Raw genomic sequence first — 25,410 nt, 5'->3', positions numbered from 1 at the left:
TCTAGGACACAATCACGCACTCGCACCGATTGGGGCCTCGCGAACCGAGATCGCCCGATCAGCACGACATTTCGTCTATGCACCACTCCACGTTCGGCACCGAACTTCTTCGTCGCTCACTGGCTGGAACAGATCCGGACTCCAGTCCGGTAACCCATCTCTCGGTAATCGATTCCCGCTCAGCAACTTTCGCGCCCTGGCCGGAATGGATTTCGAGTGAGGTCCGCTCCGCTCTCGTCGATAGCGGAATCGAACGACCGTGGATTCATCAGACCGAGGCCGCCGACCACGCATTCGCAGGCCGACATGTATCGATTGCGACCGGAACTGCATCTGGCAAATCGTTGTCGTACCAAATGCCAATTCTGACGACACTTCTCGCCGAACCACACTCGACCGCACTGTATCTCAGCCCGACAAAAGCTCTCGGCGCCGATCAACTCAAGGCACTCACGTCGATCATCTCCGGGCGCCGCGACTTTTCCCACCTCCAACCGTGCGCGTACGACGGCGACACCGATTCCGAGATCCGACAGTGGGCTCGCGCACATTCACGGTGGATCTTCACCAATCCCGACATGCTGCACCTGGGGATACTCACCGGCGTCGCAACGCCCGGCACACACACCGGCGGCCCGTCGCGCGGCCAATGGCGACAGTTCTTCGCACACCTGCGATACATCGTCGTCGACGAATGTCACCACTACCGTGGAGTGTTCGGCTCCAACACCGCGATGGTGCTGCGTCGACTGTTGCGTCTGGCACGTGCGTGCGGTTCGGAGCCGACGGTGATCGCGGCCAGCGCGACCGTCGCCGATCCCGCCGCCGCACTCGAACGACTCATCGGCGAACCCGCGGTCGGGGTCACACTCGACGGGTCGCCGCGAGGTGAGCGGACAGTCGCGCTGTGGGAACCCGACTTCGTGCCGGGCGTGACCGGCGAGAACAATGCTCCGGTACGACGATCCGCAGATGCAGAGGCATCCCGCCTGCTGGCCGACTTCGTCGTCGAGGGCGCTCGCACACTGTGCTTCGGACGCAGCAGGCGGGGCGTCGAGATCGCAGCGCTGCGGGCTCGTGATCTGTTGTCGCACAGCGCTCCCGACCTCGTCGACAAGGTGGCCGCGTATCGCGCGGGGTATCTCGCCGACGATCGTCGTCGACTCGAAGCCGCGATCTCCGACGGCAGGCTCGTCGGGGTGACGACCACCAACGCACTCGAACTCGGCGTCGACATCACCGGACTCGACGCAGTGATCATTGCGGGCTACCCGGGCACCATCGCGTCGTTCTGGCAGCAGGCGGGACGTGCTGGGCGCCAACGTGAATCCGGCGATGCGCTCGTCGTCCTGATCGCACGCGACGACCCGCTCGACACGTATCTGGTCCACCATCCCGACGCGCTACTCGCCACGCCGGTCGAGGCGCCCGTGATCGATCCGACCAACCCGTACATCCTCGCGCCGCACCTGCTGTGTGCAGCCACCGAGTACCCGTTGGGGGACAACGAGATCGAGCGCTGGGGCGCGCGCGACGCCGTGCAGCAACTCGCCGCCGACGGTCTACTCCGAAAGCGTAAGGCGGGCTGGTATCCGGCCGCGGGCGTAGAACCCCACGGCGACATAGACATTCGCGGTGGAATCGGCGGGCAGGTCCTCATCGTCGATGCGACGACGTCGGAGCTGCTCGGGACCGTCGACGCCGGTCGCGCACCCGCCACGGTGCATCCCGGAGCGCTACACATCCACCAGGGCGAGAGCTATGTCGTCGACGAACTCGATCTCGACGAGGGACTCGCGCTGGCTCATCCCGAGGAGCCGGACTGGACGACGTCGGCGCGTGAGACCACGGACGTGTCGGTGACGTCCGTGGTCTCGTCGAACACCTACGGGCCGCTATCGGTGGCGTTCGTCGACGTCGACGTCAGCCATCAGGTCGTCGGATATCTGCGGTCGCTTCCGTCTGGCGAGGTTCTCGACGCCGTCGAACTCGACATGCCGCGTCAGACCCTGCACACGCGCGCGGTCATGTACACGCTGACGCCGGAATCGCTGTCCGACGCGGGTATCGACGCCACGCGCCTGCCCGGTGCCCTGCACGCCGCGGAGCATGCGGCGATCGGCATGCTGCCCCTCGTCGCGACGTGCGACCGGTGGGACATCGGAGGGCTCTCGACCAACCTGCACCCCGACACCGGACTTCCGACCGTCTTCGTCTACGACGGCTATCTCGGCGGAGCCGGATTCGCCGAGCGTGGGTACGCGCAGTTCGCGACGTGGATCGCAGCGACCGCGGACGCCATCTCCGAATGCGGCTGCGAGCTGGGATGTCCGTCGTGCGTGCAGTCGCCGAAATGCGGCAACGGTAATGAACCGCTCGACAAGGCGGGAGCCCTGAGCGTGCTGCGATCTATCACACACCTGCTGCGGGATATGACCCACCTCGCAAGCTGAGTCATTTGTCCACGGCGTTGCGACGATTCGTCCCTTTTGTCGATTCGGCATGCACAGTCATCGGCGGTGAGCGCCGGCGAGTGGCGACGGCGTCCACCTGCGGGGTCCACCTGGCCACCCCGACTACTCACGACTGCTCGCCACCGGTTTCTAGGAGTGACAATGATGAACGCTGCCGTTCGCCCACGGGCGAGCATGATGGCCCTCGCCGGGTTCTCCGTGGCGAGTGCCGCGGTGATCGGGGCCGTCCCGTCGATGAGCCAGGCAGCCACGTATGCCGCAGCAACGCCAACGGCCGTGACGCAGGACGCCGCTGTTGCGGCCGCCGCAGCGCTGGCGACGCCACTTTCCGCAACATCTTCTGCAGCAACACCCTCTGCCGCAACACCTTCCGCTACCGACACCGATCCGCTCGCGATCTACCAGCAGGTGCTCACCAAGGCACAGGCTGCCATCGAGAAGCTGAAGAAGACGGCGTCGAAGACCGAGTACCCGATCCTCAACCAGCTGCTGGCGAACCAGACCGCGCTGGTCAACGGCATCATCAACGGTGCTGTCGCCGGTGAGTGGAAAGAGGGCAAGGCCGCCGACTTCTCGCCGATCTGGACCCAGATCCAGGCCGCACTCGACGGCTTGGACTCCGCGGGCATCGAAGTCAACGTCACCGCGGCACTCTCCGATCAGCTCCCCAAGCTGCTCGAAGCCGTCTCGACGTCGCTCTCGTCAGGCGACATCGAAGGCGCGATGAACAACCTCCTGCTTGCCGTGGTCACGCCGGTGTATTCCGTGATCAAGCCGACCAAGGCAGGCGGCGGAGTCGTCCCGACGCTCGTCAAGCTGCTCAACGTTCCGCTGAACGCCGGCCTCATCGCCGCGGGTGCGATCCCGAACGCCGACATCGCCGCCGCCATCTCGACACCGATCAGCAACGCCATCAAGGTGAACAACGTGATCGGCTCCGACTTCGCCTACATCGGGATGGGGATCATCAGCCCGGTCGCAGGCGGGATCGGCGGCTTCGGTCGCGGCGTGCAGAACGTGATCGACGCCCTGGGCACCAACGATCTCGAAGGCGCACTGACAGCACTCGTCCAGGCGCCTGCCATCACGCTCGACGGCTTCCTGCACGGCGGCTACGGACCGAGCGTCGGCGGACTGGTGGGCGTCAACGGAGTGCGCGTCGTCAGCGGCGGCCTGCTCGGAGGCGGGCTGCAGCTCTTCGGCAAGGACGCCGACGGCAACCGCGCCACCATCATTCCGGGCACGGGCTGGGTGCTTCAGCGCCTTCAGGCGGACATCCTCAAGGCCATCACGCCGGTGCCGCCGAAGACCGTGAGCGCCGACATGGCCACGCTGGTCGCGGCCCAGACCGACTCGACCGCGACTGCTTCCGACGCGGCTGCGACCGCGTCCGATGGGGCTGCTTCGGATGCGGCTGCGCCGACGGCAACGGTTGCCGATTCCACAGAGGCACCCGCGCAGTCTTCCGGCGATAAGTCGGGCAGCGTCGAATCATCCAGCACCGCAGACGTTTCGGAGTCCGCTACCGACTCGACGTCGAGCAGCACGGGTTCGAGCTCTGCGGGATCTAGCAGCGCGGGTTCGAGCAGCACGGGTTCGAATTCTGCGGAGTCGAAGGGAACCGGCTCGGCTGCCGACGCTGATGCCGATGCTGACGCCGACGCGGCAGACACCACGGAGTCTGCGGACTCCGCAACGTCGAAGTCCGGATCCGACGCGGCAGGGAGCTCAGCGTCGAGCGAAAGCTAACGCTCTGATCCGACACACCACTCACGACGCCTCGGCGCCCGCGGACACTTACTCCGCGGGCGCCGAGCGCTTTTGTGCGCCGTGTTCCGCGTCACAAGCTGAGTCACGCGGCTACCGGCTTGCGCGTATCCCGTCATTTCGCTGTGCGAACGAGGCACCCTCGACGACGGCGCGTCGGGTGGTGGTGCGCGCCGCAATCGGGTCGCTCGGGGGCGGACGAGGTTCTGGTGCCGCCACTGACAAGGAGTGACCATGAAGAACGCTGTCGTTCGCCCGGGGGTGGGCGCGTTGGCCCTCACCGGGATGTCCATCGCGAGTGCCGCAGTGATCGCAGCCGTCCCGGCGATGAGCCAGGCCGCGACGGTGGCCGCAACCGAGGGAGCAGCGTCGACGACGCAGCTCGTCGCCGACACCGCAACCGTCGGCGCGCATGCGTTGACCACCCTGGCCGCCGATGCCGACCCGACGCAGATCTACGCGGACGCGATCCAGCGGGCGCTCACGAATATCGAAACGCTGCAAGCCAATTCGCCCGACAAAGCGCTGCCGATATTGAGCCAGGTGTTGGAGAACCAGCTCAATCTCGTCAAGGGCGTCGCCGACGGCGCTGCGAACGGCGAGTGGAAGGCGGGCACCAGCCCCGATTTCGCCGCGCTGTGGAAGCAGGCGTCCGAGGCCGCCGCCGGCGTCGGACCAGGGCTGTCGGGCGCGGTCAACGACGTTGCCGACGCACTGCGCAACGACGTTCCGCAGTTGCTCGCCGCCGTCACCGCAGCACTGAAGGCGGGCGACATCGAGTCGGCGATGAACAACATCCTGTTGGTCGCCGTCGCGCCGATCTACGCGGCAATCAATCCGTCCACCGGATCGGTGATGCCCGCACTGATGAAGATCCTCGACGTGCCGCTCGACGCCGGACTGGCGCTCGCCGGGGCGATCCCGAACGATCGAATCAGCGCTGCGCTGTCGGAGCCGTTCGCCGCGGGCAAGCGCCTGGTCTATCAGGTGCCCGAGGTCGTGCTCTTCGCCGGAATCGGCATCATCAGTCCGCTGGCCGGCGGCCTCGGGGCGGTCGGGCATGCTGTCCAGAGCGTGGTCGACGGCGCCGAAGCCGGTGATATCGGGCAGGTCGCGACCGCGCTGATGCAAGCTCCGGGCGTCATGCTCGACGGCCTCCTCAACGGCGGCTATGGCCCGAGCGTCGGCAACATCATCGGTCTCGGTGACTTCCCCGTCATCAATGGCGGTCTGCTGCACCCCGCGCTCGACAGCAGCTTCGACGAGGACGGTCAGCTCAACATCCTCCTGCCGGGCACGCTCGGCGCCCTGCAGCACATCGTGACGTCGATCGCGGGTGCGCTCGCTCCGCTACCTCCGAAGACGTCGTACACCGTCGATGCCTCGTCGGTCGCGAGCGCGCCGATCGTCAGGGCTGCGACACCGGTAGCGTCCGATGCCCAGGACGCAACGACCGCAACCGATCTCGCGGAGACCGCTACCTCGTCGGAATCCACCGACTCCGGTTCGTCCGACGCCGGTGCGGTCCCGCCGAGCGAGAGCGTCACGGGGCCGGGTGTCACGGATGGCGTGACGGGTTCAGGCGGCGCGTCTGCACCTGCTACCGCAGGCGACGACGCGGCCGGAGCGACCGACGACTCCCCCGCAGCCGACCCCGGCACGACAAGCGGCACCGACACTGCCGGCAAGGGATCTGCGGGCACTGGTTCTGCCGACGCCGGTTCTGCCGAAGCCGGAGGAGCCGCGAGTTCCGACGCCACCGCCTCGGCCGACTCCGACGCCGCGTCGTCACCGTCGTCGGCTTCGAGCAGCAACGCGTCGAACGCGTCGTCGACGAGCGGCTCCGCCTCGAAGTAGCAGCTCCACGAACAACGCGGCGCCCACGACCACCACGGTCGTGGGCGTCGCTGTGTTCTGCCACCGTGCAAGGCCGGACGTGCCGACTCCAGCTTCCGGCAACCCGGACATCTGGGCGCCTCCGAGGTGAGCTACATTGTTGTTTGTACTTGCAAGTAACTTAGCTCACAGGGGAGGTCACCGCGCGGTGGTGTCACACACCCTGACGGCGCGCGACCGGCTTCTTGCGTCACTGAGCTCATTCGTCTCGTCGCCGACTGACCATTCGATTGCGCTGGTCGGCGCACCGGGCACCGGGCGCACAGCACTGCTGGCCGCGGCCGAACGTATGGCGTCGGAGGCCGGGTACCGACTCGCGCGGCTGAACACCCGCGCCGGCTCCGAGTCGGTTCTGACCGAACTGGCCGCCCACCTCCGCGAATCCGACACATCGGAGTCCCACTCGGACACAGTCGCGGACGATGCCGCCACCGATCTGCGACAGACGCTGCTCAGCCTTGCGCGTCGGCCGCGATCTCACTCGCTACTCATCGGACTCGACGACGCCGACCAGCTCGACGACACTGCCGCACAGACACTCTCGTTCCTGTGCCGACGCCTGACCGGCAGCCGGGTCAAGCTCGTCACCACCTGCGTGCCGGGTGTCGCAGGCCTTCCCAGCCATGCGGTCGACGTCGCGATCGCGGTCCATCCGCTCGACGTGTCGTCGTCCGATCGCTTTCTGCGCCTACACTTTCCGAGCCTTGATTCCGCTGATCGTCGTCGCATCACGCTTCGCGGAGACGGCCGCCCCCGCGAACTGGTCCGCGCAGGCTATCTCGCCATCGCGTCGACCGAGTCAGCACTTCCCGAGAGCGATTCCTCGACAGTCGGACTGGACTACGACGACGTCGCAGATCTTCTCCAACGTTCTGCGGCGCAGGCGCTTCGGCACGGCGACTCCCACACTGCCGCCGACAATTTCAGGCTCAGCGCCGCCCGCACGACAGACCCGCCCGCCAAGGCTCGACGACTGGCGGCGGCGTCGGCTCTGGTCTCTGCTGTGAGCGCCGATATCCCCACCGCCAGTGCACTTCTCGATGACGCACTGAGCACCGACGCCACAGCGACGCGTTCGCTCGAAGCCGTCGTTGCGCGCTCGTACCTGTCGGCGAAGGCGCCGGAGTCGATCCGCGAGGCACAGCGAACATTCGCGCGGGCGATTCGCGCACAGCCGTCGATTCCGGGCGACCGCATTCTCGACGACGCACTCTGGTCGCACTACCAGCTGTGCCATCTCGACGACCGGCCGGAGCACTGGTCAGAATTCACCGCCCTGGTAACCCAACACGCGGCGACAGCACCGGAATGGGCACTGATTGCGGCGCAGACACTTTCGCCCGATCGCGCATCGCATGCGCACCTCGATACTCGGCTCGACCGACTGATCGACACCCTGCAACACTCAACCGACAGCGCTGATGTAGTGCGCAGCGCTTTTGTCGCAACCTCGCGCAGCAGCAGCTACTGGTGGCGTGCCGCGTTGCATCGCGTGTGGAGCGACCCCCGCTCGTCGGTCACCTCGTCGGTGTGTGCCGCGTGGATGCTCGGCTCGCACTATCTCGGTGCGGGACGCTGGGACGAGGCACAGCGGATTCTCGACGGTGGGATTGCCCTCTGCCGCGAGTCGGGCCTGCAACTCTACGCACAGGCGTATCTCGTCAGTGCACGAAAACTGTTGTCGGCGTATCGCGGAGAGCTGCTCTCGACATCGACCGCATCCCTCGCGGTACCCGAGTGGATATCCAAGGGGGTCGGCGTCACGCGACACCATGGCCACCTCCAGGCTGTCACCGCTCTCGGCGCGGGTAATCCGCGGAGCGCGCTACGCATCTTCCGCGCCTCCAAAGACGGGCCCGCCGACGTCATCACTCGCGGCGACCGCGCCATCATCGACCTCGCCGAGGCCGCCTCCGAATGCGAATCACGTTCGGCAACAGAGTCGGTGGCGCAGGCGTTGACCGCAGTCGGTCCAGGGCCCGATCTCCGGCTCGCTTTCCTGCGTGCGGGTTCGTATGCGATCGTCACCGACGATGTCGAGGCATATCGCTCTGCGATCGCAACGCCCGGCGCCGACCGATGGCCGTTCGACGTCGCGCGCGTGCGCTTACACTTCGGGCGTCGGTTGCGCATGAACGGCCTCGGTCGCGCCGCGAGAGAGGAACTCTACCAAGCTCTCTCGACGTTCACCGTGCTCGGCGCCGACCACTGGTCTGCACGAACCGCCGATGAACTACGGTTGCTCGGCGAGTCGGTCACCACCTTCACGCCGCCGCGTAGATCCCCACAGATTTCCGCCACGGCACATCGCATCGCCGAGATGGCCGTATCCGGAATGTCGAACCGTGCCATCGCAGCTCGGATGGGCATTGCACCGAGCACGGTCGGAAGCCACCTTTCGCACGTATACCGCACCGTCGGAGTCAGATCCCGTACGGCACTGCGTGATTGCGCCCTCTTCACCTGACCAGTCGGCCGGCGGGGCTGCCGGTCCTCGGCTTCGATACTGCGAGCACGTCTCGCAGTTCGACCCGTGATGTCACTCCCAGCTTCGCGTAGATCCGATACAGATGATTGCCGACGGTCCGATGAGAGATGTCGAGTCGTTCTGCGACAGTCTTGTTCGTGAGTCCGGCCGCGGCCATCTCAGCGATGCGCAGCTCGTAGGCGGTCAGCTCCGAGTCTGCGGCCACCACGTTGCGTGTCGGTGCTGTGGCGTCGAGTTCCGCCTCGGCGCGCGTGGCCCACGGCGTGGCACCGAGTTCGACGAACGTCGACAATGCTGCTCGCAGTTGCCTCCTGGCAGCGACGAGTTCCTGGTTACGTCGCAGTTCCATCCCGTAGGTGTACTGGATACGCGCGTACTCGAAGACCCACTGGTCGGCTCCGGGTAGCGCCAGCGCCTCCTCGAACAGTCGGCCCGAATCGTCGCCGCTGATCATCGCCCGGCACGCCAGCGCAATCAGGTTCAGCCGCGAAGAGATTCGACCGATCTGAGCTTCTTCGATGGCGGCGACATGCGCCCGCGCGTCGTCGTCACGACCGGTGCGAGTCGCCGATCGGACGAGATCGAGCGCAATCATTCCCGACATCGACACGTAGGGTCCGAGCCGACCGACCGGACTGACCGCCGTTGCATGTATGTACACCGAACCGACGTCCCCTCGCCCACCGGCGACCAACGTCCACAGGTGTTCGGCGAACCGGATGAGCACGAAGGCACGACGCGGGATCGCCCAGGCACGCATGCGCGCCGCGAGTTGCTCCACCAGGTCGACCTCACCACGAACCGCGGCCACCATACCGAGCAGGTAGTCGGCGAGCCAGCCGAGGTGATCGTGGCCGTCGACGCCGCAGACCGCCTTGGCCTGTCGCGCCAATTCGGTTGTGGTGGACCATTTACCACGGTGGAACGCGTCCTGCGCCAGCAGCAGCATCGCCCACACCGCCGCGATCGACGGCCTGCTCGTCACGTCGCGGCAGGTGTCGATGCCGTCGATCAGCTCATCGAGTACCGCACGACATTCGTCGATCCGGTCGAATGTCGCTGCCATCTCGGCGATCTCGCCGATCCACAATGGAGAATGATCGACCGACAATCCGGCGATCAGCGCGTCCAGAGTGGTCCGCTGCACGGCTGACAGCGTCGACGGCCCCCTCCAGAGTGCCGCCATAAGTCCGAGCGCAGACGACGCCTCGGGAGCCACCTCGTCGACGACCCGCCGATATCCGTCCCACAACTCCGCCCGCCCACCGAGCCAACACAATTCGCGCAGGGCCTCGACGGCCTCGACAACCACCGGATCGTCGGCGTCGTGCGGCGCAGTGCGTTCGAAGGCATCCATCAGCATTCGATACGCCGTGTCGACATCGCCGTCGTCGTCGATGACGATGACAGCCGACGCGGCGAGTGCGTCGGTGATCGAATTCTCGAAATGCCGCTGCCCTGTCTGCATTCCGACGAACATCTGTGCCGCCACTTCACGATCGACGCGCGCGGCAACCTGCGTTGCGCGAGCCAGTCGCCGGTGACGCTCACCGCGGTCACCGGTCAGCTCGACGGCTCGCTGAAGTCGGTCCAGCCCCGAACGCCACTCGCCGGTGCACAGGTCGGCCTCCGTGGCCACTTCGAGTCGAGTTGCCAGCGCGTCGTCGAATCTGGTTCTTCCCGTAGACAAGTCGGATTCGAAAAAGTCGGATTCGATCCCGGCTGAGATGTACGTAACCCGAGCCAGCGATCGATACGTCGCCGAACGCTCGTCATCGGTTGCCGTGCTCATCAGCGCCGAGCCGAAGAGCGCTCGGGTGAAGCGGATTCGTGGCGAATCCGCGGGCGTGGCCTCGCCGTCGAAGACGCTGATTTCGACGACCCCCGCGTCCAGCGCGGGAGTGACGACCTCCGAGTATGTGCGACTGCCGAGGGCCGCGAGAAGATCGTTGACCGGAATGTCGGGCGCCAACGCGTGCATCAAGAGCAGGCGCCGCGTCACACCGGGAAGCTCCGGCATGTCGGGAAACAGTCTGTCTCGCAGCACAGTTGACATTGGAAGTACTGGCGGCAACGACGCCGAGCCGTCGAGGTGGTCGTGCCGCAGTTCGGCGGGCAACGCGCGCAGCGCGAGTGGATTGCCTTCGGCAAGTGCCAGTATGCGGCGCTGGACCTCGAGTGCCATGTTCGGGTGGGCCAGAGAGAGGAGTTTCGACGCGGCGTCGCCGACGAGTGGCACGACGTCGATGACCGTGCACGAGCCGAGCCCGCACTGCGTGTGCGCCGGAGCGGTTGCCACCACCGCCACACGTGGCAGCCGCGCCATCACGAGTGCGTCGAGCACCTCCTTCGAGCTCTGGTCCGCGTGTTGGAGATCGTCGACGACGATGACGACCGGTGCGCGAGTGGATATCTCGGCAACGAGGGAGACAACAGCATCCGCCAGCGCTGGTGACGTCGGCATTTCCCCGGCCTCCAGTCCGAGCGCGAGGCGCAGCGTCGAGACATGCTGCGATGCAACAGTTGTCGACCCATCGACGAGATGCAGCAGAAGCACCTGCAGAAGCGCGTTGCGGAGGGACTGTTCAAAGGCGACCGCGCGCCCGAGCAACACCGCGGCCCCGGCCCTGCCTGCACCGTCCGCCGCGGCAGTCACCAGTGCCGTCTTGCCGACGCCCGGTTCGCCGCGCACCAGCACGACTCCCGAGTGGCCTGCGATTACGGAGTCGATGACACCGCCGATTTCACGTTGTTCACGTTCGCGACCGAGCAACGCCCCGCGACGCACGTGCCCTGAAGGTTGTGCCTCGTCAGGTTGTGCCTCGTCAGATTGCGCGTCGTCAGGTTGTGCGTCATCGCCGGACCGCTCCGCGACGCATTCGGCCGACACCCGATCATCTCCCGTAGGCAACACGCCGCGGACATACGCCCCGTAGGCAGCACTGCCCGCAGCAAATTCAATAGGCGAGAGCGGACCGGACAGGCACTCCCCGCAGAGCGCCCGACCGCTGGTCAGCAGTTTATCGCGGGGTCGCTGAGCCAGAGCCCGCGGGCGTGGTAGCGGGCGTGGTGACTGTGGGCGTGCCGTCTGCAGACATGGTGTGTGGGTGTGAATCGGTGTGGCGGTGTCGCACTGAAGGCTCCCAGCGCACAGTCTCAGCGAACTCTCAGGTTGGACCTGGCGAATCGTGCCACACGCGGCCGTATTCCTCCGCTTGGGCGTCTGACCAGTGCCGTCCCGCTGACCGCTCAGCCGAGGTCAGCCGCGAATTGGACCGTTCCCCAACGCGTCGAATCTGACGAATCCGGTCACTACCGCCTGTCACAGACTGTTCTCAGGGATACTTGAACGATGTATGAGGGGACCCCCGATCGCGTGACACCGTCGCCGCTCATTACTCGCGCGCGCCCAGCGTTCTTCCTAATGGCTCGTCCGACGGGATCCGCCGATACTCTGCCGGCGTCGATCGGCGAGCCGGACGTGTTCTACTCCGAGGCGCAGGCACTCGATGCACTCGACATCCACTTCGCCTGGTGTGCCGCCCGTTTCGACGCCGACGTCGTCGACACCGCGCAGTGGTACCTGCAGAGCGCAATGGTCGGGCCGCGCATCGCCACCGCACTCGGCGAGGTCTATCTCGCCACCGACACCGAGACCGGCGAGGTCAACGCCGCCGCAGGCGCGTTCCTCACCGAGAGCGAGGTGGTGCACTGGGCCCCATTCGTCGACGCAGTGGCACCGCGCATTCCGAACAGCCGCGTTGCAAGTGCCGACCTTGCCGACGGCTCGATTCCCGGCTCGACTTCCAAGGCCGGGCCGGGCCGACTCCGACTCGCCTACCGCGGCGACGCCGAGGTCTCCTTCTCGCAGGTCTGGTTCGCCCCGATGGATTCGACACGGGTGTACCCCAAGCGTATCCACATCGGCGACGACGCTCTCTGAGTTCTGCCCCTCACATGGCGCCGACCTCGCCGTACCGGCTGCCGTTCAGCTGAATGACGTGGTGATACGCCGCGGCGATTCGTTGCGATAGTCGGTGAGAGGCCCGCGCTTCGTCGAGTCACGATTGCCTGTTCGAGTCGTCGTCGGATCGAGCACCTATCGGGTCCAGTCATCGAGAGGAACGGTCATGCGCATCGATCAGCCCGACATCAGACGACACCGAACACGGCTCGCGAGGGCGTGTGTACTCGGTTCTGCCGCAATCGCGTTGGCGCTGACGGCGACCGGCTGCGGTCCCGACGAGAACTCATCCGCGACGCCCAGTCCGTCGGCACCTGTCGTCGTGACGTCGACCGTCACCGAATCCGAAACCGCCCCCGGCACCACGGGCCCGACCGAGGTCGACTCTGCCGCACCCGTGAACCCTGGCACGCCCGTGAATACCGTGACGGCATCAGCAACCCCGAAAGCTCCCTCTGGTGCCGACGCTTTCACCGGGGCATGGGTGGGTCACACGCGAGACATGAATCTCAACGCCGACGGCACCGGCGACATGTCGGTATCGATCGGTGCCGCCGACGGCGAGAAGTGGACACTCACCTGGAGCGCTGACTCCAGCGGCGCCACCATGACGCTCGGAGAACAGATCTCGAAGCACGGCGAAGGTCTGGGAGACAACTCGATGCACGCCGGTGCCGTCTATCACGGTGTGCTGGTGAAGGATTCACAAGCAGTCACCTACATGCAGATGGCCGGCTTCACCGCCGCCGGGCACTCACTGCCCTGGTGCAACCAGGACCAGTATGGCTACTCACGGGAGTGCGGAGCCTGATCTCCCCCGCCACGACAGAGACCCTTGCGAGGATAGGGAACTACGCGCCACAGTCGCGGGCGTAGTCGTCCTTGCGGCAGAACGCAATCGAGTCCTGTCCGGGATGCAGTGACATCAGCAGAACCGTGTGTCCTTCCCGCTTACCCAACGCACCCTCGAACCGCTTCCCGGCGGCCAGCAGTCCGTAGCTGCCCTCACCGATCTTGTTGGTCTGTGCCTTGACCTCGGTCAGGATGCCGCAGTCGGGGAACACGGTGGTCCTCTGCGCTTTCCAGCCCAGCGTCCACGTCTCACTGTTCGACGCACCGCTGCCGAGTGTGATGGTTCCGGAACCGTTGTCGCGCAGATCGATCGATCGCCCGTGCCCAATCCACTGCCCCGTGTACGGCGCACGATCCGAGCACGCTGACGTCGGCGCCGACGAAGCGGGCGGCGCCGCGTATCGCGGGTCCTTGGTGCCCCCCGCGTGAGCGGCAGCAGGCATCGACAGGACCACCGCGGCAGCACACAGTGCAGCAGCGCCAGCTGAACGGGAGAACTTCATGGACGACCTCCGAGATTCGGACAAACGGAACAATACTGCGCCACTGGACGGTACCCAGCCCGGCGCACCGCCGATGTCACTCGATCAGGGGAAAGTCGACGTTTGCGTACGAACGGACCACACTGCTTGTCGCCAGTGGGCAGCACGGCGGAAGGCGTCACGGGTCATCTGCCGGACCGGCACGCGCCCGTGCTGACGCCGCTCGGATTCCCAACGCCCCCAACGACACCGACACACGCACACCGACCACGACGTCCTCACCTACGACCGTGCACTCGAAGACCTCCGCCCGCGGCCGCTGCTCGAACGTGAGGGACCTGGCCGTGGCACACGGATCATTCAGCGCCGCAACATGATCTGCCGCGGCCGCCAACGCCGCGAGGTCGGCTGCCGACTGCGCACGATGGCGAGCCAGCGTCGCCGCACCCACGTAGATGACCAACACGATCAACGCTGCGATACCCGCGATCGCGCCTGCCGCAGCCACGGTGGCGTAGCCGCCCTCGTCGCGGAGAAGTCGGGTGAGGCGTGAATCCCGCTGCGCCCGCGCCGCACCCGCCAAGCGGCGGTTCACCGCACCACGCCCGGCGCGACTTCGACCTGGTCGGAACCGTCGGGCTCGGGAACGGCGACGGCCCGCGCCGACAGTGTCAGACCCGGCACCATCGGCGCACCACGACGGACTTCGACGACGATCCGATCCTCCTGCGCCGCAATGGAGATCTGCGCCCCCGGCACGATCTGCTCGCCGGCGGCGCGGGCGTGATCATCACCCGCAGCCGTCAGCCGAGCCACCTCTCGGGCGGCATCGGTACAGCGGATCTGGGTTGTCACAGCCGTGACCACACCCACCGCGAGAATCACGACGATCACGACAGCCGAGATCGCATACGCTCCCTCGATCGTGACCATTCCCGACTCGTCGTCGACAATCCGTCGCGGCCGCATCTCAACCCACCGACGTGTTGAGCGCCTTGGTGATGATCCCGGTCAGCGCGCTGACGATATTGTCGCCACTGACCACTGTGTACAAGATCGCCCCGAACGCGGCTGCCGCAATCGTCCCGATCGCATACTCTGCCGTACTCATGCCTTCGTCGTCGGTGATCAATCTGGCCAGGTTCGCGTTGGTACGACCCGCGATTCGCTCGATTCCGCTTCGGGTCGAGTCAAGGATCTTCATGATGTGCCTTTCGGTTGAGGTGAAACTAGTCGGTATTGCACTGCTTTGACGTTGAGAACCCGCGCAGAGATCCATCGAGTTTCTACAGACCGGAGAGTGTCGAGCCTGCGAGGCCGATCACAACCGGAACGATGCCGAGACACACGAACGCCGGGAGAAAGCACAAGCCGAGCGGCCCGCTGACCAACACCCCGGCCCGCTCCGCACGAGCATGCGCGTCGTCGTGTGCGCGACGTCGGGTCTCGGCAGCGAGCTCACCTACCTGAGCCGACAGCGCAGACCCAGCACGAGCCGACCGCCGAGCGAGCATCGACAACTGTTCGAAATAGTCTGTGTCGGAGGACTTTCGGCGCGCGGACAGATCTCCCAGCGGCGTCGACCACGCGCGCTCGGGCTCAGCGCCGAGCTCGAGTAGCTCTGCCGTAGCGGTCAGCGGTTCCGCCAACACCGCAGGCGCCGTCTGCGCGACGGCGAGCGCGGCGGCCGGGACTGTGAGACCCGCACGCAGACACACCGCGAACAGGTCGAGGCCTGCGGCAACGGCGAACGGATCGTCGACCTCACGGTTCCTGCCGAGCCACCGCGCTTCGCCCGATGGACGGTCCGGTGGCTCGACAACCCGATACAGCAGCCACCGCCGCGGCGGCAGGGTCAGCAACGCCGCTGCGAGCAGCAACATCGACACCGTCATCCGCGCACCACCTTGTCGGTGATGCGTTCGGTCCACACCATGCCCGCCGCGACGAGCGCCGTGCCGATCACCAACAGCATGCCGCCGAGGCCTCCGCCGAGTAGAACCTGGATCGGGCGTGCGCCCGTCGCCTGGCCCAGTGCGATCCCGAGAAGCGGAAGTCCGGCCAGCACAACGGCGGTCGCGCGTGGACCCGCGAGACCGGCACGCGTGCGCTCGGTGAATGCGCGTCGCGCGGCGAGGTCGGCGCGCAGCGCCTCGAGCAACTCCCCCATCGGAACGCCCGAATGCTCTGCGGTCCGCCACGCGACGGCGATCCGCCGCCACGAGCCCTCTGAAACCGAACCCCCGGAATCCGAACCAGACACCTGCCCCCGACCATCCGACATGTCGTCGACGACGACGCTCCCGCCGAGTTCTGCGCGCGCGGCCAGGACGGTCAGCCCCTGGGCCACCTCCGATGGCGTCTCTCTTCCCCGCGAGATCTCCTGCGCTGCAACAGCACATGCGTGAGCCGGCGGTGCTCCCACCGACAGTTCGGCGATCATCAGTGCCAGAGCCGTCAGCATCTCGTCGCGCTGAGTCTCGTGTTCAGCCGCCCGAGCCCTGCGCCGGCGAAGCCAGACGACCAGCCCCACCGCAATCGATGCCGCCACCGCACCGGCGATGCCTCCGACGAGCAATGCCATCAACGGGGCGCAGATCAAGCCAAAGGCACTCGGCTGCAAGCGGGCCCACCGCGTCGCCGCCATCCCCGTCAGCGTGGACAAACGGTGCTCGACCCGACTCCTCGGCCACCACGTCACCGCGACCGCAAGCGCCGCCAACACGACGCTCATGTGCGTTCCTCGACCATCGCGTCGAACTCAGCACGATGGTCGGTGAATCCACTGTTGCGCAGCCAGATCGGCAGTATCGTGACCCACCCGTCGGCGTTCCGTGATACCAGTCCGATTTCGACGATCCCCCGCGCGCCACCGGCCGTACGACTCACCCCGACGACGATTCGTACAGCGGCGGCAAGCTGTGAGTGCAAGGCTTCCCGGTTCATTCCCCCAAGTGCCGCAAGCGCTTCCATACGAGCGGGAACCTCCGACGTCGAGTTCGCGTGCAACGTCCCGCCACTACCCTCGTGACCAGTGTTGAGCGCGGTGAGGAGGTCGATGACCTCGGCGCCGCGAACCTCGCCGACGATAATGCGGTCGGGACGCATTCGCAGCGCCTGACGGACGAGAACACGCACCGGAACCTCCCCCATCCCTTCGACATTCGACGTTCGCGCGACGAGACGCACCACATGCGGATGCGCAGGGGCGAGTTCCAAGGCGTCCTCGACGCACAGCACCCGATCGGTCGGGGCCATCGCACCGATCAGCGCGTTCAGCAGAGTCGTCTTACCCGAGCCGGTCCCGCCGACAATGAGAAAGGCCAGACGTGCGGCGACCATCGCTTCTAGCACCGCGACCAACTCGGGCGGGACCGCCCCCGACGCGATCAGTCCCGCCATATCCATTCCGGCCGTTCGCAATACCCGCAGCGAGATACACGTGCCGTCCGCGGCCAGCGGAGGGATGACCGCGTGGAGTCGTACGGTGAGTCCGCGCCTGCCGAGTGAGGTGAGCTGGGCGTCGACCCACGGTTGCGCGTCGTCGAGACGTCTCCCAGCGCCGAGCGCCAGCCGACTCGCGAGTCGTCGAACTGCCGCGTCGTCGTCGAAGGTGATACCTGTCGGTTCGAGACCACCGCCCCGATCGACCCAGACCCGCTGCGGTCCGACGACGAGCACGTCGGCGACGCCGGGCTCGGCGAGAAGCACTTCGAGTCGGCCCGCGCCCGTCAGTTCGGTCTGCAGATGTCGCAGTGCCGCAAGCAGATCGGTATCGCCGAGGACACCACCCGACTCGGCGCGAATCGCCTCCGCGATCACCGCAGCCGTCGGTTCGGCCGACTCCTTGGCGAGGCGTTCGCGCACCCGATCGATCAGAGCGTCGTCGGAGGTCGCATTGGTCGACTGCAGCCGTGACACCCTCTGTGGCGCCACGCTACTCATGACGCCGCCACTCGAGCATCGGTGAATCGCGAGTACACGGCCGACGCTGCTCGGCCCAGCGGACTGCGCGGCGCGACCCGCAGGCGTCCGGCCTCGAGGCGCATGGCCAGGCGCGGGTCGGGTCGGCACGCGGCAATCAACGGCACACCGACGGCGTCGGCAACCTGAGCCGCTCGCAACCCGCCAGGAGACGGCCCGCGGATCACGAGCTCGACACGCGGGCACGCCGTCAACAATCGAGCGATCAGCAGACGTGCGGCGGCAGTTCCCGCGACGGTCGGAGTCGTCACGACCACCACCAACTCGGCCGACTCGGCCACCGCGCGGACCACCGGGGTATCGGCACGCGGGAGGTCTGCGATCACGAGGTCGCCATGAGCGCGACCGGCGTCTACCGCTGCGAGCACGGGCCCACGGGCGAGCGGTCGGATGTCATCACGCCTACCGGTGACCAGCGCGAGCCTGTCGTTGTAGCGCGGCAACGCATTTCGGAGCGAAGCACCGCTGACGGCCCCCTCGTCGAAGGAGAGGTCTTGCCACCGGAGCCCTTCGCGCGCCTCCACACCGAGCGTGAGATCCAACCCAGCCCCGAGTTCGTCGATGTCGAGCAGCAACACCCGCTCTCCGCTCTCGACGGCGGCCAGCGCGCTCGCGACGGCGAGTGTCGACGCTCCGGCCCCGCCGTGCGCCGGAATGAACGCCAACGCTCCTGCCTGGCGTGACGCCGGCAGCCGCAACTCGGTGAGAATCCGCACCAGGTGGGACTCGTCTTCTGGAAGAACCGCGGAGTCGACGGCGCCGAGATCGAGCGCACCGCGCCACGTCGCGGAAGCGGGTTCAGTATCGGAGATCAGCACGACGCCGCCACGCCGTGGCAGTGAGCTCGGTGCGAGTGTCGCGACTGCGGGCGGATCGAGCACCACCGCCCGCGTTCTCAGCCAGTCCCGTCGGCACTCACGTGCGTCACCTGGGATCAACCGATATCCCGCTGCTGCGGCGCACCGGGCAACGTCGTCGTGCAGGTGTTCGGCCACGAGGGCGAGGAGGTCGTCGGACATGAACCGAGCATGCGTCGCATCGGTCGCCGGTACGCCCGGCACCGCAAGGAGTGGGCACATCTGTGGACTGAGGCGTGCTTGTGGATGAGACGCACGCGCGACTCGGTGGGCGGTTCGATGTAAGCAGATTCACTATACTGAATCTGCTCAACAATGGTGTACGCTCATCACATTGATTGACCGCAGATTGACGCGTCCAGATCCGCCCAGCCCGGCGATTAAACGCGGCCACCCGCCGCGCCGAAAAATGAACGACCCCAGACAGAGGACAACCCCGGCCAGGGGGGGAGGGGGCCGGGGTTGTCGCGTTTCAGCCCCGGGGGGTCGGGCTGAAAGGCGCCGGTTCAATAAAGAACCGGGTAGCACTGACTATACACATGTGAACCGCAGGTGAGAATAGTGATTGCAGCATTTGTGATAGTTCGCCGAGCGGTCGCTCGTCCTGAACGGCGTTTGAGTCGCGTAAGGCCTGGACCTGCGAATATGCCGACTAGTCCTCTTGCGCGTCGATCGAAGTTAAAGATGTCGAACCGAATCCGCGGGGGTTCCGTGTGGGTCAAACGACCGCTGGGCGCCTTTCGGGCCTGATCCCGAGCCCCGGTTCGGGTCCACATTCCCGTCCGCCGAGCTTCCTCGAATGAGTTCTGTGGAGCAGTGCCCGAGGGGGTTGATGTGACGCCGATCACGGTGTAGAACGTAAATCACGGAAACCTCGTCGAGCAAAGTCCGATCCGGAAGAGAAGGACCGAACCCCCCGGCGAGCACTCCCAGCACGGGCGGCAAGCACCCACGCGGAGCACGCCGCATTAGGCACAAGTGTTGTGCGCCTGCGACATCGCGGCTTCGAGCAACAACTCCGACAACTGCAGCGCCACGCCTGGCCCGAGAGTTCGTCCGGCACCGACATCGACGGATGCCGTGAGCGGGCCAGAGAGCAAGGGCAGCGCGACGGAGGAGACCTGTTCTCGCAGAACGTGATCCCTCGCCGAGGCGGTGACCACAACCCACCGCAGCACGCTTGGTAACTTGGGTCCGTGCTACGCGGGCGGCAACCTGTCGAGAGACAGGTGGGCCGCCCGCAGTGCTGTCTGGGCAAGTCTTCGCTCGCTGGCAGCGTCCGGCTCCCCGGCACCAATCAGGCGGCAATCATCCCGCGCGGGCGGCGTCGGCGATCGACTTCGCCTCTGTCGCTCCCGCCACCATCGCCTCGCAGCAGAACACGATCCACGCGCCCAGTGCTGCCGGCTCACCGGTACCGAATCCTGTTGCCAGCGAACGATATTCGTCGACCTTCTTGAACCAGGTCACTTCCGGCACACCGAGGCTGTGTGGATCGAGGCCACTCGACGTCGACGTCAGGCGCGACGCCGCGCGGGCGACGACACCGCTGGCGCTACCGAATGCGTCGAGCGTCAACAGTTCGCCGTGCACCACTGCGGCCAGCACCGGTGCAGGTGCCGACGTCGCGCCGGTGATCAACTGTCCGAGGAGTTCGAGGCGCGTCGCGACGTCGGAGCCGGGTCGCGGACGGCCGAGCAGGTCGGGGTCGTCGACGAGGTCGGCGGCGGCCAGCATGTGCAGTCGCGCGAACGCCTGCGCGGGCGCGCGTCGGTACACCGACGTCAACGCATCGAGCGAATCACCATCGAGCGCCTGGGCCACCCGCATCGCACCGGCAAGGATCGGGTCGTCGAAGTCTCCGTCGCGCCTCAGTTCGACGCTCCCCCCGTCGATCGCCGCAGACGATCGGCCGGCTCGCCACGACGCCTCTGTCGCGGTGTTGTTCCAGCCACGCAAATTGGCCGGATGCCGGTGCACGGCGCCGAGCGCATCGCGCGCACGGTCGGCGGCCTCGCGCACGCCGGGCAACTCCACAAGCGGCGCGAGAGGGTCGGTAGTCACAGTTCGCCACGGTAATCGATGCCGGCGCAGCCACGAATCGTGCCCCGGCGCGCACCCACCCCGCAAATACCCCCACCCAGCTGGAGCCCGCCCGGCCAATACCCGGTCGCGGCCACGCAACTGTGACACCGTCGAAGCATGCCTCTTCTCACCCAGGAACCACAGATCACCTCCGTCGACGCCGAGCAACTAGCGCTGATACGCGCGACCGTGACCTTTGACGCGCTGCGTAGCTTCTACGACGACGCGTTCGGCAAACTGCCCGCGGCGATCGCGTCGTCGGGGCTGGCGATCACCGGCCCGCCACGTGGGCTGACCTTCGGCCTCCCTACCGACACCATTGATGTCGGTGTCGGGTTCCCCGTCGACGGAGTCATCGAAGTGACCGATGACGTGGCGCCGTTCCAGACGCCGGGAGGTCGCGCGGTCACCTACGACCATCGCGGAAACTACGACTACCTGTCCGACGTCTACGCGGAGTTGTTCGCATGGATTGCCGATCACTCGCTGATCCGCGGGGACGTCGTGTGGGAGATCTATCTGACTCAGCCGACTCCCGACGCCGATCCGGAGGACATGATCACCCAGATCGTTGTTCCGGTGTCAGACGCCGTGTGAACCGTTCGTCGCACCCGATCGACAGCTCGGCGCGCGAGCTGTGCCGCCAGTCCCCCGGCGACTGCAACGCCACCCCAACGTGACTACCCTCACAATGAGACCCCGGCACGCCCCACCTCACTGCGGGTGGAGTCGCGTGAATGCACACCGAGAGTGAAAGGCCCTGCTCAGAGATGTCCACAGCTGCACACCCCACCGCACAGGTGTATCCGCCGACGCCCGAATTCGTCGCGCAGGCGAACGGCACCGCCGCGCTCTACGACCACGCCGACGCCGACCGCCTCGAGTTCTGGGCGGAGCAGGGCAGGCGCCTGGATTGGGACACCGATTTCGACCAGGTCCTCGACTGGTCGGACGCGCCATTCGCGAAGTGGTTCGTCGGAGGCAAACTCAACGTGGCGGTCAACTGCGTCGACCGCCACGTCGCCGCGGGCAAGGGCGACCGCGTCGCGATCCATTGGGTCGGCGAACCCGGCGACTCGCGTGACCTCACCTACAGCCAGCTCAAGGACGAGGTGTCCAAGGCGGCCAACTACTTCGCCTCGATCGGCCTGGTCCCCGGCGACCGCGTCGCCATCTATATGCCGATGGTTCCCGAGGCGCTCGTCTCGATGCTCGCGTGCGCACGCCTCGGCCTGACCCACTCGGTGGTGTTCGCCGGATTCTCCGCGGGCGCGCTGCGGTCCCGCGTCGACGACGCCGAGGCCAAACTCGTCATCACCACCGACGGCCAGTTCCGCCGCGGCAAGCCCGCACCTCTCAAGACCGCCGTCGACGAGGCACTCGGCACCGGCGACGACGCCGCGAAGTCCGTCGAGAAGGTCCTCGTCGTGCGTCGTACCAACCACGATCCCGATCTGAACTGGGTCGAAGGTCGCGACGTGTGGTGGGAGGACACCGTCGACGAGTCGTCGACTCATCACGAACCAGAAGCCTTCGACGCCGAGCACCCGCTGTTCCTGCTCTACACGTCGGGCACCACCGGTAAGCCCAAGGGCATCGTGCACACCTCGGGCGGCTACCTGACCCAGGCCAGCTACACCTTCCACTACGTCTTCGACCACAAGGAAGGCCGCGACGTCTTCTGGTGCGGCGCCGACATCGGCTGGGTCACCGGCCACTCGTATCTCGTCTACGGGCCGCTCTCCAACGGCGCGACCGAGGTGGTCTACGAGGGAACCCCCAACTCCCCCAACGAGCACCGCCACTTCGAGATCATCGAAAAGTACGGTGTCACAACCTATTACATCGCCCCGACGCTGATCCGTACGTTCATGAAGTGGGGACGCCAGATCCCCGACGCCCACGACCTGAGCTCCATCCGACTTCTCGGCAGCGTCGGCGAACCCATCAATCCCGAGGCGTGGAAGTGGTTCCGTGAGGTCATCGGGGCCGACTCGGCACCCATCGTCGACACCTGGTGGCAGACCGAGACCGGCGCCATCATGATCTCGCCGCTACCGGGTGTCACCGCGACCAAGCCCGGTTCGGCGATGGGACCGCTGCCCGGCATCTCGGCCAAGATCGTCGACGACAACGGCCAACCCGTCGGAGCGGGCGAGCAGGGCTACCTGGTCCTCGACCAGCCGTGGCCGTCGATGCTTCGCGGCATCTGGGGCGACGACGAGCGTTACCGCGACACCTACTGGTCGCGATTTGCCGAGCAGGGTTGGTACTTCGCGGGCGACGGCGCCCGCTACGACGACGACGGCGCGCTCTGGGTCCTCGGCCGAGTCGACGACGTCATGAACATCTCCGGCCACCGCATCTCCACCGCGGAGGTCGAGTCGGCGCTGGTCGGACACTCCGGTGTCGCGGAGGCCGCCGTGATCGGAGCCGCCGACGAGACCACCGGGCAGGGCATCGTCGCGTTCGTGATCCTGCGCGAAGGTGTCGAGAACACCGGAGATCAGCTGGTCAAGGAGCTCCGCGAGCAGGTGTCGGTGGAGATCTCCCCGATCGCCAAGCCGCGTGAGATCAACGTGGTGCCCGAACTGCCCAAGACCCGTTCGGGCAAGATCATGCGACGTCTCCTCAAGGACGTCGCCGAGGGCCGCGAGCTCGGCGACACCTCGACGCTGGTCGACCCATCGGTGTTCGAGGCGATTCGCAGCCGAAAAGGCTGATCCGCACGTACTGTTCGCCCGTTTTCAGTCATTCGGCGCGGCGCCGACCGGCAAAAGCCCAGGTCGGGGTCGACAGCCGACGAAAAAATGACTGAAAACGGGCGAGCTGCGTCTGGCGATCCCATCTCAAGGCGGTCTTGCTCTTGACCCTGACACGGTGACAGGGTTTTGACTGGGTCGCGGAGGTGATCACGATGACTCAGACACTTATCGACGCGCTGTCGGCGCCGGATTCGTCGATACGGCTGCGGGCGGCACTGGCGGCGGGGACCGAACCCGATCCGGCGCTGGTCGACACTCTGGTACACCGCAGCGGCGTTGAACCCGACTTCTTCGTCCGCGACATGCTGACCTGGGCGCTCACCCGGACACCGCCGTCAGCGACGGTGCCCCGAGTACTGGCGCAGTTGGATTCGACGTCGGCGCAGGCGCGCAGTCAGGCGTTGCACACGCTGTCGAAGATCGGCGATCGCAGTGTCTATCGGCACGTCACGGACCTACTGCACGATCCGGACGACGACGTGGCCCGAACCGCGTGGCGGACGGCGGTCGCGCTCGTTCCCGATGAAGAGGTCGCCGATCTCGCAGCCGCCCTGGCCGCAGAGCTCGGCCGCGGCGACCGGGAGGTGCAGCGCAGTCTCAGCCGTGCGCTAAGCGCACTCGGCGAGTCGGCAACTTCCGTTGTCGACACGGCGAGCGCGAGCGACTCCGAAGCGGTGCGCATTCACGCCGACGCCACCCGGCACCTGATGAACGACCCGGACGGCGACTTCGCCGACGCGGTCGAGCAGGCACGGCGCGCACTGACACTGCGTGGTGCACCCGTCCGCGTCGACGATGCTGATCGGTGAGGTGTCGCGGCATTCGGGCGTCAGCGTCCGGATGCTGCGGCACTACGACCGGCTCGGCCTGGTGCGACCCGCGACCCGCACGACGGGCGGATACCGCGACTACTCCCCCGACGACATCGCGCGGCTGTTCCGCGTCGTCGGGCTCCGCGCGCTCGGTGTGCCGCTGGCGGGCATCAAAACGCTGCTGGACACCCCGGGGACCGCAGAGCCCGCAGACATGGTCGACGAGCTCATCGCGCAGACGCGCCAACGAATCTCGCGCGAGACCGAGTTGCTCACGCTCCTGACCCGCATCGCCGACGCCGCGCCCACCGACTGGGAGGACGTGCTGAACTCGGTGAAACTGCTCCACGATCTCGACTCCGACTCCGCGGCCCTACGCCAGCGGGCCGCGCTGACCGCGCGCGACGGACGACTCTCACCGGAAGCACTCGCGAAAGCCGTTCTGGCCGAGCCCGATACGAATGTCGCCGGCACCCTCGTCTGGGCGCTCGCCAGTGCCGCAGATCCCGCCGCCGAGGCTGCTCTCGGCTCTGGCCTCGACTCCGCAGACCCTGAGATTCGACGCCGCGCGGTGTCGGCGATCTCGAAGCTGGGCACCGACACGGCCGACGAACTCCTGCGGCGAGCACTCGACGACTCCGACCGCGCCGTCGCCGATGCCGTGACACTCGTCCTCGGATCACGAGGTCACGCCGACATGATTCCGCGGCTGATCGACATGATCGTCGACGGCAGTCACGACGTCGACGCGGCCGATACGCTCCGCGATCTCGCGCACGCCGTCGATACCGCCGACGACATCGCGACAGAACTCGGCCGACTCCTCGACAGCGACAATCTCGATTCGCGAGCGCGCAGCAGACTCGCCCAGGCACTCGTCGACCTGCCGGGCGAGGTAGCCGCGCACATCCTCGACGCGCACATCGCCGACCACGATCCCGCAGTGGCCGCACTCGCCACGCTGCGACAACACCGCTCATGATC

General features: G+C 66.6%; 20 protein-coding genes. 10 read left to right on the top strand and 10 right to left on the bottom strand.

The features are described from left to right. Nucleotides 1–77: 77 nt before the first annotated feature. The 4 genes from ABW18_RS19190 (at nucleotide 78) to ABW18_RS19175 (ending at nucleotide 8,604) form a co-directional block, all read left to right on the top strand. A complete protein-coding gene (locus tag ABW18_RS19190) occupies nucleotides 78–2,453 on the top strand; it encodes a DEAD/DEAH box helicase (RefSeq protein WP_049700589.1) in 2,376 nt (791 codons plus the stop codon). A 162-nt stretch (nucleotides 2,454–2,615) separates the two neighbouring features. Then, entirely contained in the window at nucleotides 2,616–4,223 is a 1,608-nt protein-coding gene (locus ABW18_RS19185; protein WP_049700588.1) for a hypothetical protein, read from the top strand. Nucleotides 4,224–4,475: 252 nt separating this feature from the next. After that, on the top strand, nucleotides 4,476–6,098 hold the full coding sequence (locus ABW18_RS19180; protein ID WP_049700587.1) for a hypothetical protein: 1,623 nt from the start codon (nucleotides 4,476–4,478) through the stop codon (nucleotides 6,096–6,098). 190 nt (nucleotides 6,099–6,288) lie between these two features. Further along, nucleotides 6,289–8,604, top strand: coding sequence for a helix-turn-helix transcriptional regulator (locus ABW18_RS19175; RefSeq protein WP_235434454.1), 2,316 nt, complete (start codon nucleotides 6,289–6,291; stop codon nucleotides 8,602–8,604). On the opposite strand, the gene ABW18_RS19170 is transcribed toward ABW18_RS19175, so the two are convergent. Then, a complete protein-coding gene (locus ABW18_RS19170) occupies nucleotides 8,597–11,515 on the bottom strand; it encodes a helix-turn-helix transcriptional regulator (protein WP_235434453.1) in 2,919 nt (972 codons plus the stop codon). The genes ABW18_RS19175 and ABW18_RS19170 overlap by 8 nt on opposite strands. A gap of 462 nt (nucleotides 11,516–11,977) precedes the next feature. Here ABW18_RS19170 and ABW18_RS19165 point away from each other — a divergent pair, with 462 nt between their 5' ends. Further along, entirely contained in the window at nucleotides 11,978–12,568 is a 591-nt protein-coding gene (locus ABW18_RS19165) for a hypothetical protein (protein WP_049700585.1), read from the top strand. 187 nt (nucleotides 12,569–12,755) lie between these two features. Beyond that, complete coding sequence (locus tag ABW18_RS19160; protein ID WP_049700584.1) at nucleotides 12,756–13,400, top strand: RodZ family helix-turn-helix domain-containing protein; 645 nt, start codon at nucleotides 12,756–12,758, stop codon at nucleotides 13,398–13,400. Nucleotides 13,401–13,440: 40 nt separating this feature from the next. Here the strand turns inward: ABW18_RS19160 and ABW18_RS19155 are convergent, their stop codons facing one another. From ABW18_RS19155 to ABW18_RS19110, 9 genes are all read right to left on the bottom strand, one after another. Further along, nucleotides 13,441–13,944 carry a hypothetical protein gene (locus tag ABW18_RS19155; protein ID WP_049700583.1) on the bottom strand — a complete coding sequence of 168 codons (504 nt, stop codon included), beginning with the start codon at nucleotides 13,942–13,944 and terminating at the stop codon, nucleotides 13,441–13,443. A gap of 157 nt (nucleotides 13,945–14,101) precedes the next feature. Beyond that, on the bottom strand, nucleotides 14,102–14,518 hold the full coding sequence (locus ABW18_RS19150) for an Rv3654c family TadE-like protein (protein WP_152930148.1): 417 nt from the start codon (nucleotides 14,516–14,518) through the stop codon (nucleotides 14,102–14,104). Further along, nucleotides 14,515–14,892 (bottom strand): TadE family type IV pilus minor pilin, encoded by a 378-nt coding sequence (locus tag ABW18_RS19145; RefSeq protein WP_049700582.1) that lies wholly within the window; start codon nucleotides 14,890–14,892, stop codon nucleotides 14,515–14,517. The genes ABW18_RS19150 and ABW18_RS19145 overlap by 4 nt, the downstream gene beginning before the upstream one ends. Before the next feature lies 1 nt (nucleotide 14,893). Further along, nucleotides 14,894–15,127: a DUF4244 domain-containing protein gene (locus ABW18_RS19140; RefSeq protein ID WP_049700581.1), complete on the bottom strand. Its 234-nt coding sequence runs from the start codon at nucleotides 15,125–15,127 to the stop codon at nucleotides 14,894–14,896. Between the two features lie 82 nt (nucleotides 15,128–15,209). After that, nucleotides 15,210–15,818: a type II secretion system F family protein gene (locus ABW18_RS19135; protein ID WP_049700580.1), complete on the bottom strand. Its 609-nt coding sequence runs from the start codon at nucleotides 15,816–15,818 to the stop codon at nucleotides 15,210–15,212. Further along, the gene (locus ABW18_RS19130) at nucleotides 15,815–16,657 is read right to left on the bottom strand and encodes a type II secretion system F family protein (RefSeq protein ID WP_049700579.1); all 843 of its coding nucleotides are present in this window, start codon (nucleotides 16,655–16,657) and stop codon (nucleotides 15,815–15,817) included. The genes ABW18_RS19135 and ABW18_RS19130 overlap by 4 nt, the downstream gene beginning before the upstream one ends. Further along, complete coding sequence (locus tag ABW18_RS19125) at nucleotides 16,654–17,868, bottom strand: TadA family conjugal transfer-associated ATPase (RefSeq protein WP_049700578.1); 1,215 nt, start codon at nucleotides 17,866–17,868, stop codon at nucleotides 16,654–16,656. Before ABW18_RS19125 ends, ABW18_RS19130 begins: the two co-directional genes overlap by 4 nt. After that, nucleotides 17,865–18,926, bottom strand: a complete 1,062-nt coding sequence (gene ssd / locus ABW18_RS19120; RefSeq protein WP_049700577.1) for a septum site-determining protein Ssd — start codon at nucleotides 18,924–18,926, stop codon at nucleotides 17,865–17,867. The genes ABW18_RS19125 and ssd overlap by 4 nt, the downstream gene beginning before the upstream one ends. Nucleotides 18,927–20,072: 1,146 nt before the next feature. Then, a complete protein-coding gene (locus ABW18_RS19110; protein ID WP_049700575.1) occupies nucleotides 20,073–20,828 on the bottom strand; it encodes a Fic family protein in 756 nt (251 codons plus the stop codon). A gap of 138 nt (nucleotides 20,829–20,966) precedes the next feature. On the opposite strand from ABW18_RS19110, the gene ABW18_RS19105 reads away from it, so the two are divergent. From ABW18_RS19105 to ABW18_RS19090, 4 genes are all read left to right on the top strand, one after another. After that, nucleotides 20,967–21,446: a GyrI-like domain-containing protein gene (locus ABW18_RS19105; protein WP_049700574.1), complete on the top strand. Its 480-nt coding sequence runs from the start codon at nucleotides 20,967–20,969 to the stop codon at nucleotides 21,444–21,446. A 173-nt stretch (nucleotides 21,447–21,619) separates the two neighbouring features. Beyond that, complete coding sequence (gene acs, locus ABW18_RS19100; RefSeq protein WP_049700573.1) at nucleotides 21,620–23,572, top strand: acetate--CoA ligase; 1,953 nt, start codon at nucleotides 21,620–21,622, stop codon at nucleotides 23,570–23,572. 194 nt (nucleotides 23,573–23,766) lie between these two features. Further along, nucleotides 23,767–24,423 (top strand): HEAT repeat domain-containing protein, encoded by a 657-nt coding sequence (locus tag ABW18_RS19095; protein ID WP_049700643.1) that lies wholly within the window; start codon nucleotides 23,767–23,769, stop codon nucleotides 24,421–24,423. After that, on the top strand, nucleotides 24,386–25,408 hold the full coding sequence (locus ABW18_RS19090; RefSeq protein ID WP_235434452.1) for a MerR family transcriptional regulator: 1,023 nt from the start codon (nucleotides 24,386–24,388) through the stop codon (nucleotides 25,406–25,408). Before ABW18_RS19095 ends, ABW18_RS19090 begins: the two co-directional genes overlap by 38 nt. The last annotated feature ends 2 nt before the right edge of the window (nucleotides 25,409–25,410 follow it).

This window comes from Gordonia jacobaea (assembly GCF_001186365.1).
Lineage (GTDB): Bacteria > Actinomycetota > Actinomycetes > Mycobacteriales > Mycobacteriaceae > Gordonia > Gordonia jacobaea.
The sequence above is the reverse complement of the archived record's forward strand: the minus strand, read 5'-3'. Positions and strand labels throughout refer to the sequence as shown.

Excerpts from the sequence above, each read along its gene's own strand:
- ABW18_RS19190 (WP_049700589.1), top strand. The coding sequence starts at position 78 with ATGCACCACTCCACGTTCGGCACCGAACTTCTTCGTCGCTCACTGGCT.
- ABW18_RS19185 (WP_049700588.1), top strand. The coding sequence starts at position 2,616 with ATGATGAACGCTGCCGTTCGCCCACGGGCGAGCATGATGGCCCTCGCC.
- ABW18_RS19180 (WP_049700587.1), top strand. The coding sequence starts at position 4,476 with ATGAAGAACGCTGTCGTTCGCCCGGGGGTGGGCGCGTTGGCCCTCACC.
- ABW18_RS19165 (WP_049700585.1), top strand. The coding sequence starts at position 11,978 with ATGTATGAGGGGACCCCCGATCGCGTGACACCGTCGCCGCTCATTACT.
- ABW18_RS19160 (WP_049700584.1), top strand. The coding sequence starts at position 12,756 with ATGCGCATCGATCAGCCCGACATCAGACGACACCGAACACGGCTCGCG.
- ABW18_RS19155 (WP_049700583.1), bottom strand. The coding sequence starts at position 13,944 with ATGAAGTTCTCCCGTTCAGCTGGCGCTGCTGCACTGTGTGCTGCCGCG.
- ABW18_RS19145 (WP_049700582.1), bottom strand. The coding sequence starts at position 14,892 with ATGCGGCCGCGACGGATTGTCGACGACGAGTCGGGAATGGTCACGATC.
- ABW18_RS19140 (WP_049700581.1), bottom strand. The coding sequence starts at position 15,127 with ATGAAGATCCTTGACTCGACCCGAAGCGGAATCGAGCGAATCGCGGGT.
- ABW18_RS19135 (WP_049700580.1), bottom strand. The coding sequence starts at position 15,818 with ATGACGGTGTCGATGTTGCTGCTCGCAGCGGCGTTGCTGACCCTGCCG.
- ABW18_RS19130 (WP_049700579.1), bottom strand. The coding sequence starts at position 16,657 with ATGAGCGTCGTGTTGGCGGCGCTTGCGGTCGCGGTGACGTGGTGGCCG.
- ABW18_RS19125 (WP_049700578.1), bottom strand. The coding sequence starts at position 17,868 with ATGAGTAGCGTGGCGCCACAGAGGGTGTCACGGCTGCAGTCGACCAAT.
- ssd (WP_049700577.1), bottom strand. The coding sequence starts at position 18,926 with ATGTCCGACGACCTCCTCGCCCTCGTGGCCGAACACCTGCACGACGAC.
- ABW18_RS19105 (WP_049700574.1), top strand. The coding sequence starts at position 20,967 with ATGCCTCTTCTCACCCAGGAACCACAGATCACCTCCGTCGACGCCGAG.
- acs (WP_049700573.1), top strand. The coding sequence starts at position 21,620 with ATGTCCACAGCTGCACACCCCACCGCACAGGTGTATCCGCCGACGCCC.
- ABW18_RS19095 (WP_049700643.1), top strand. The coding sequence starts at position 23,767 with ATGACTCAGACACTTATCGACGCGCTGTCGGCGCCGGATTCGTCGATA.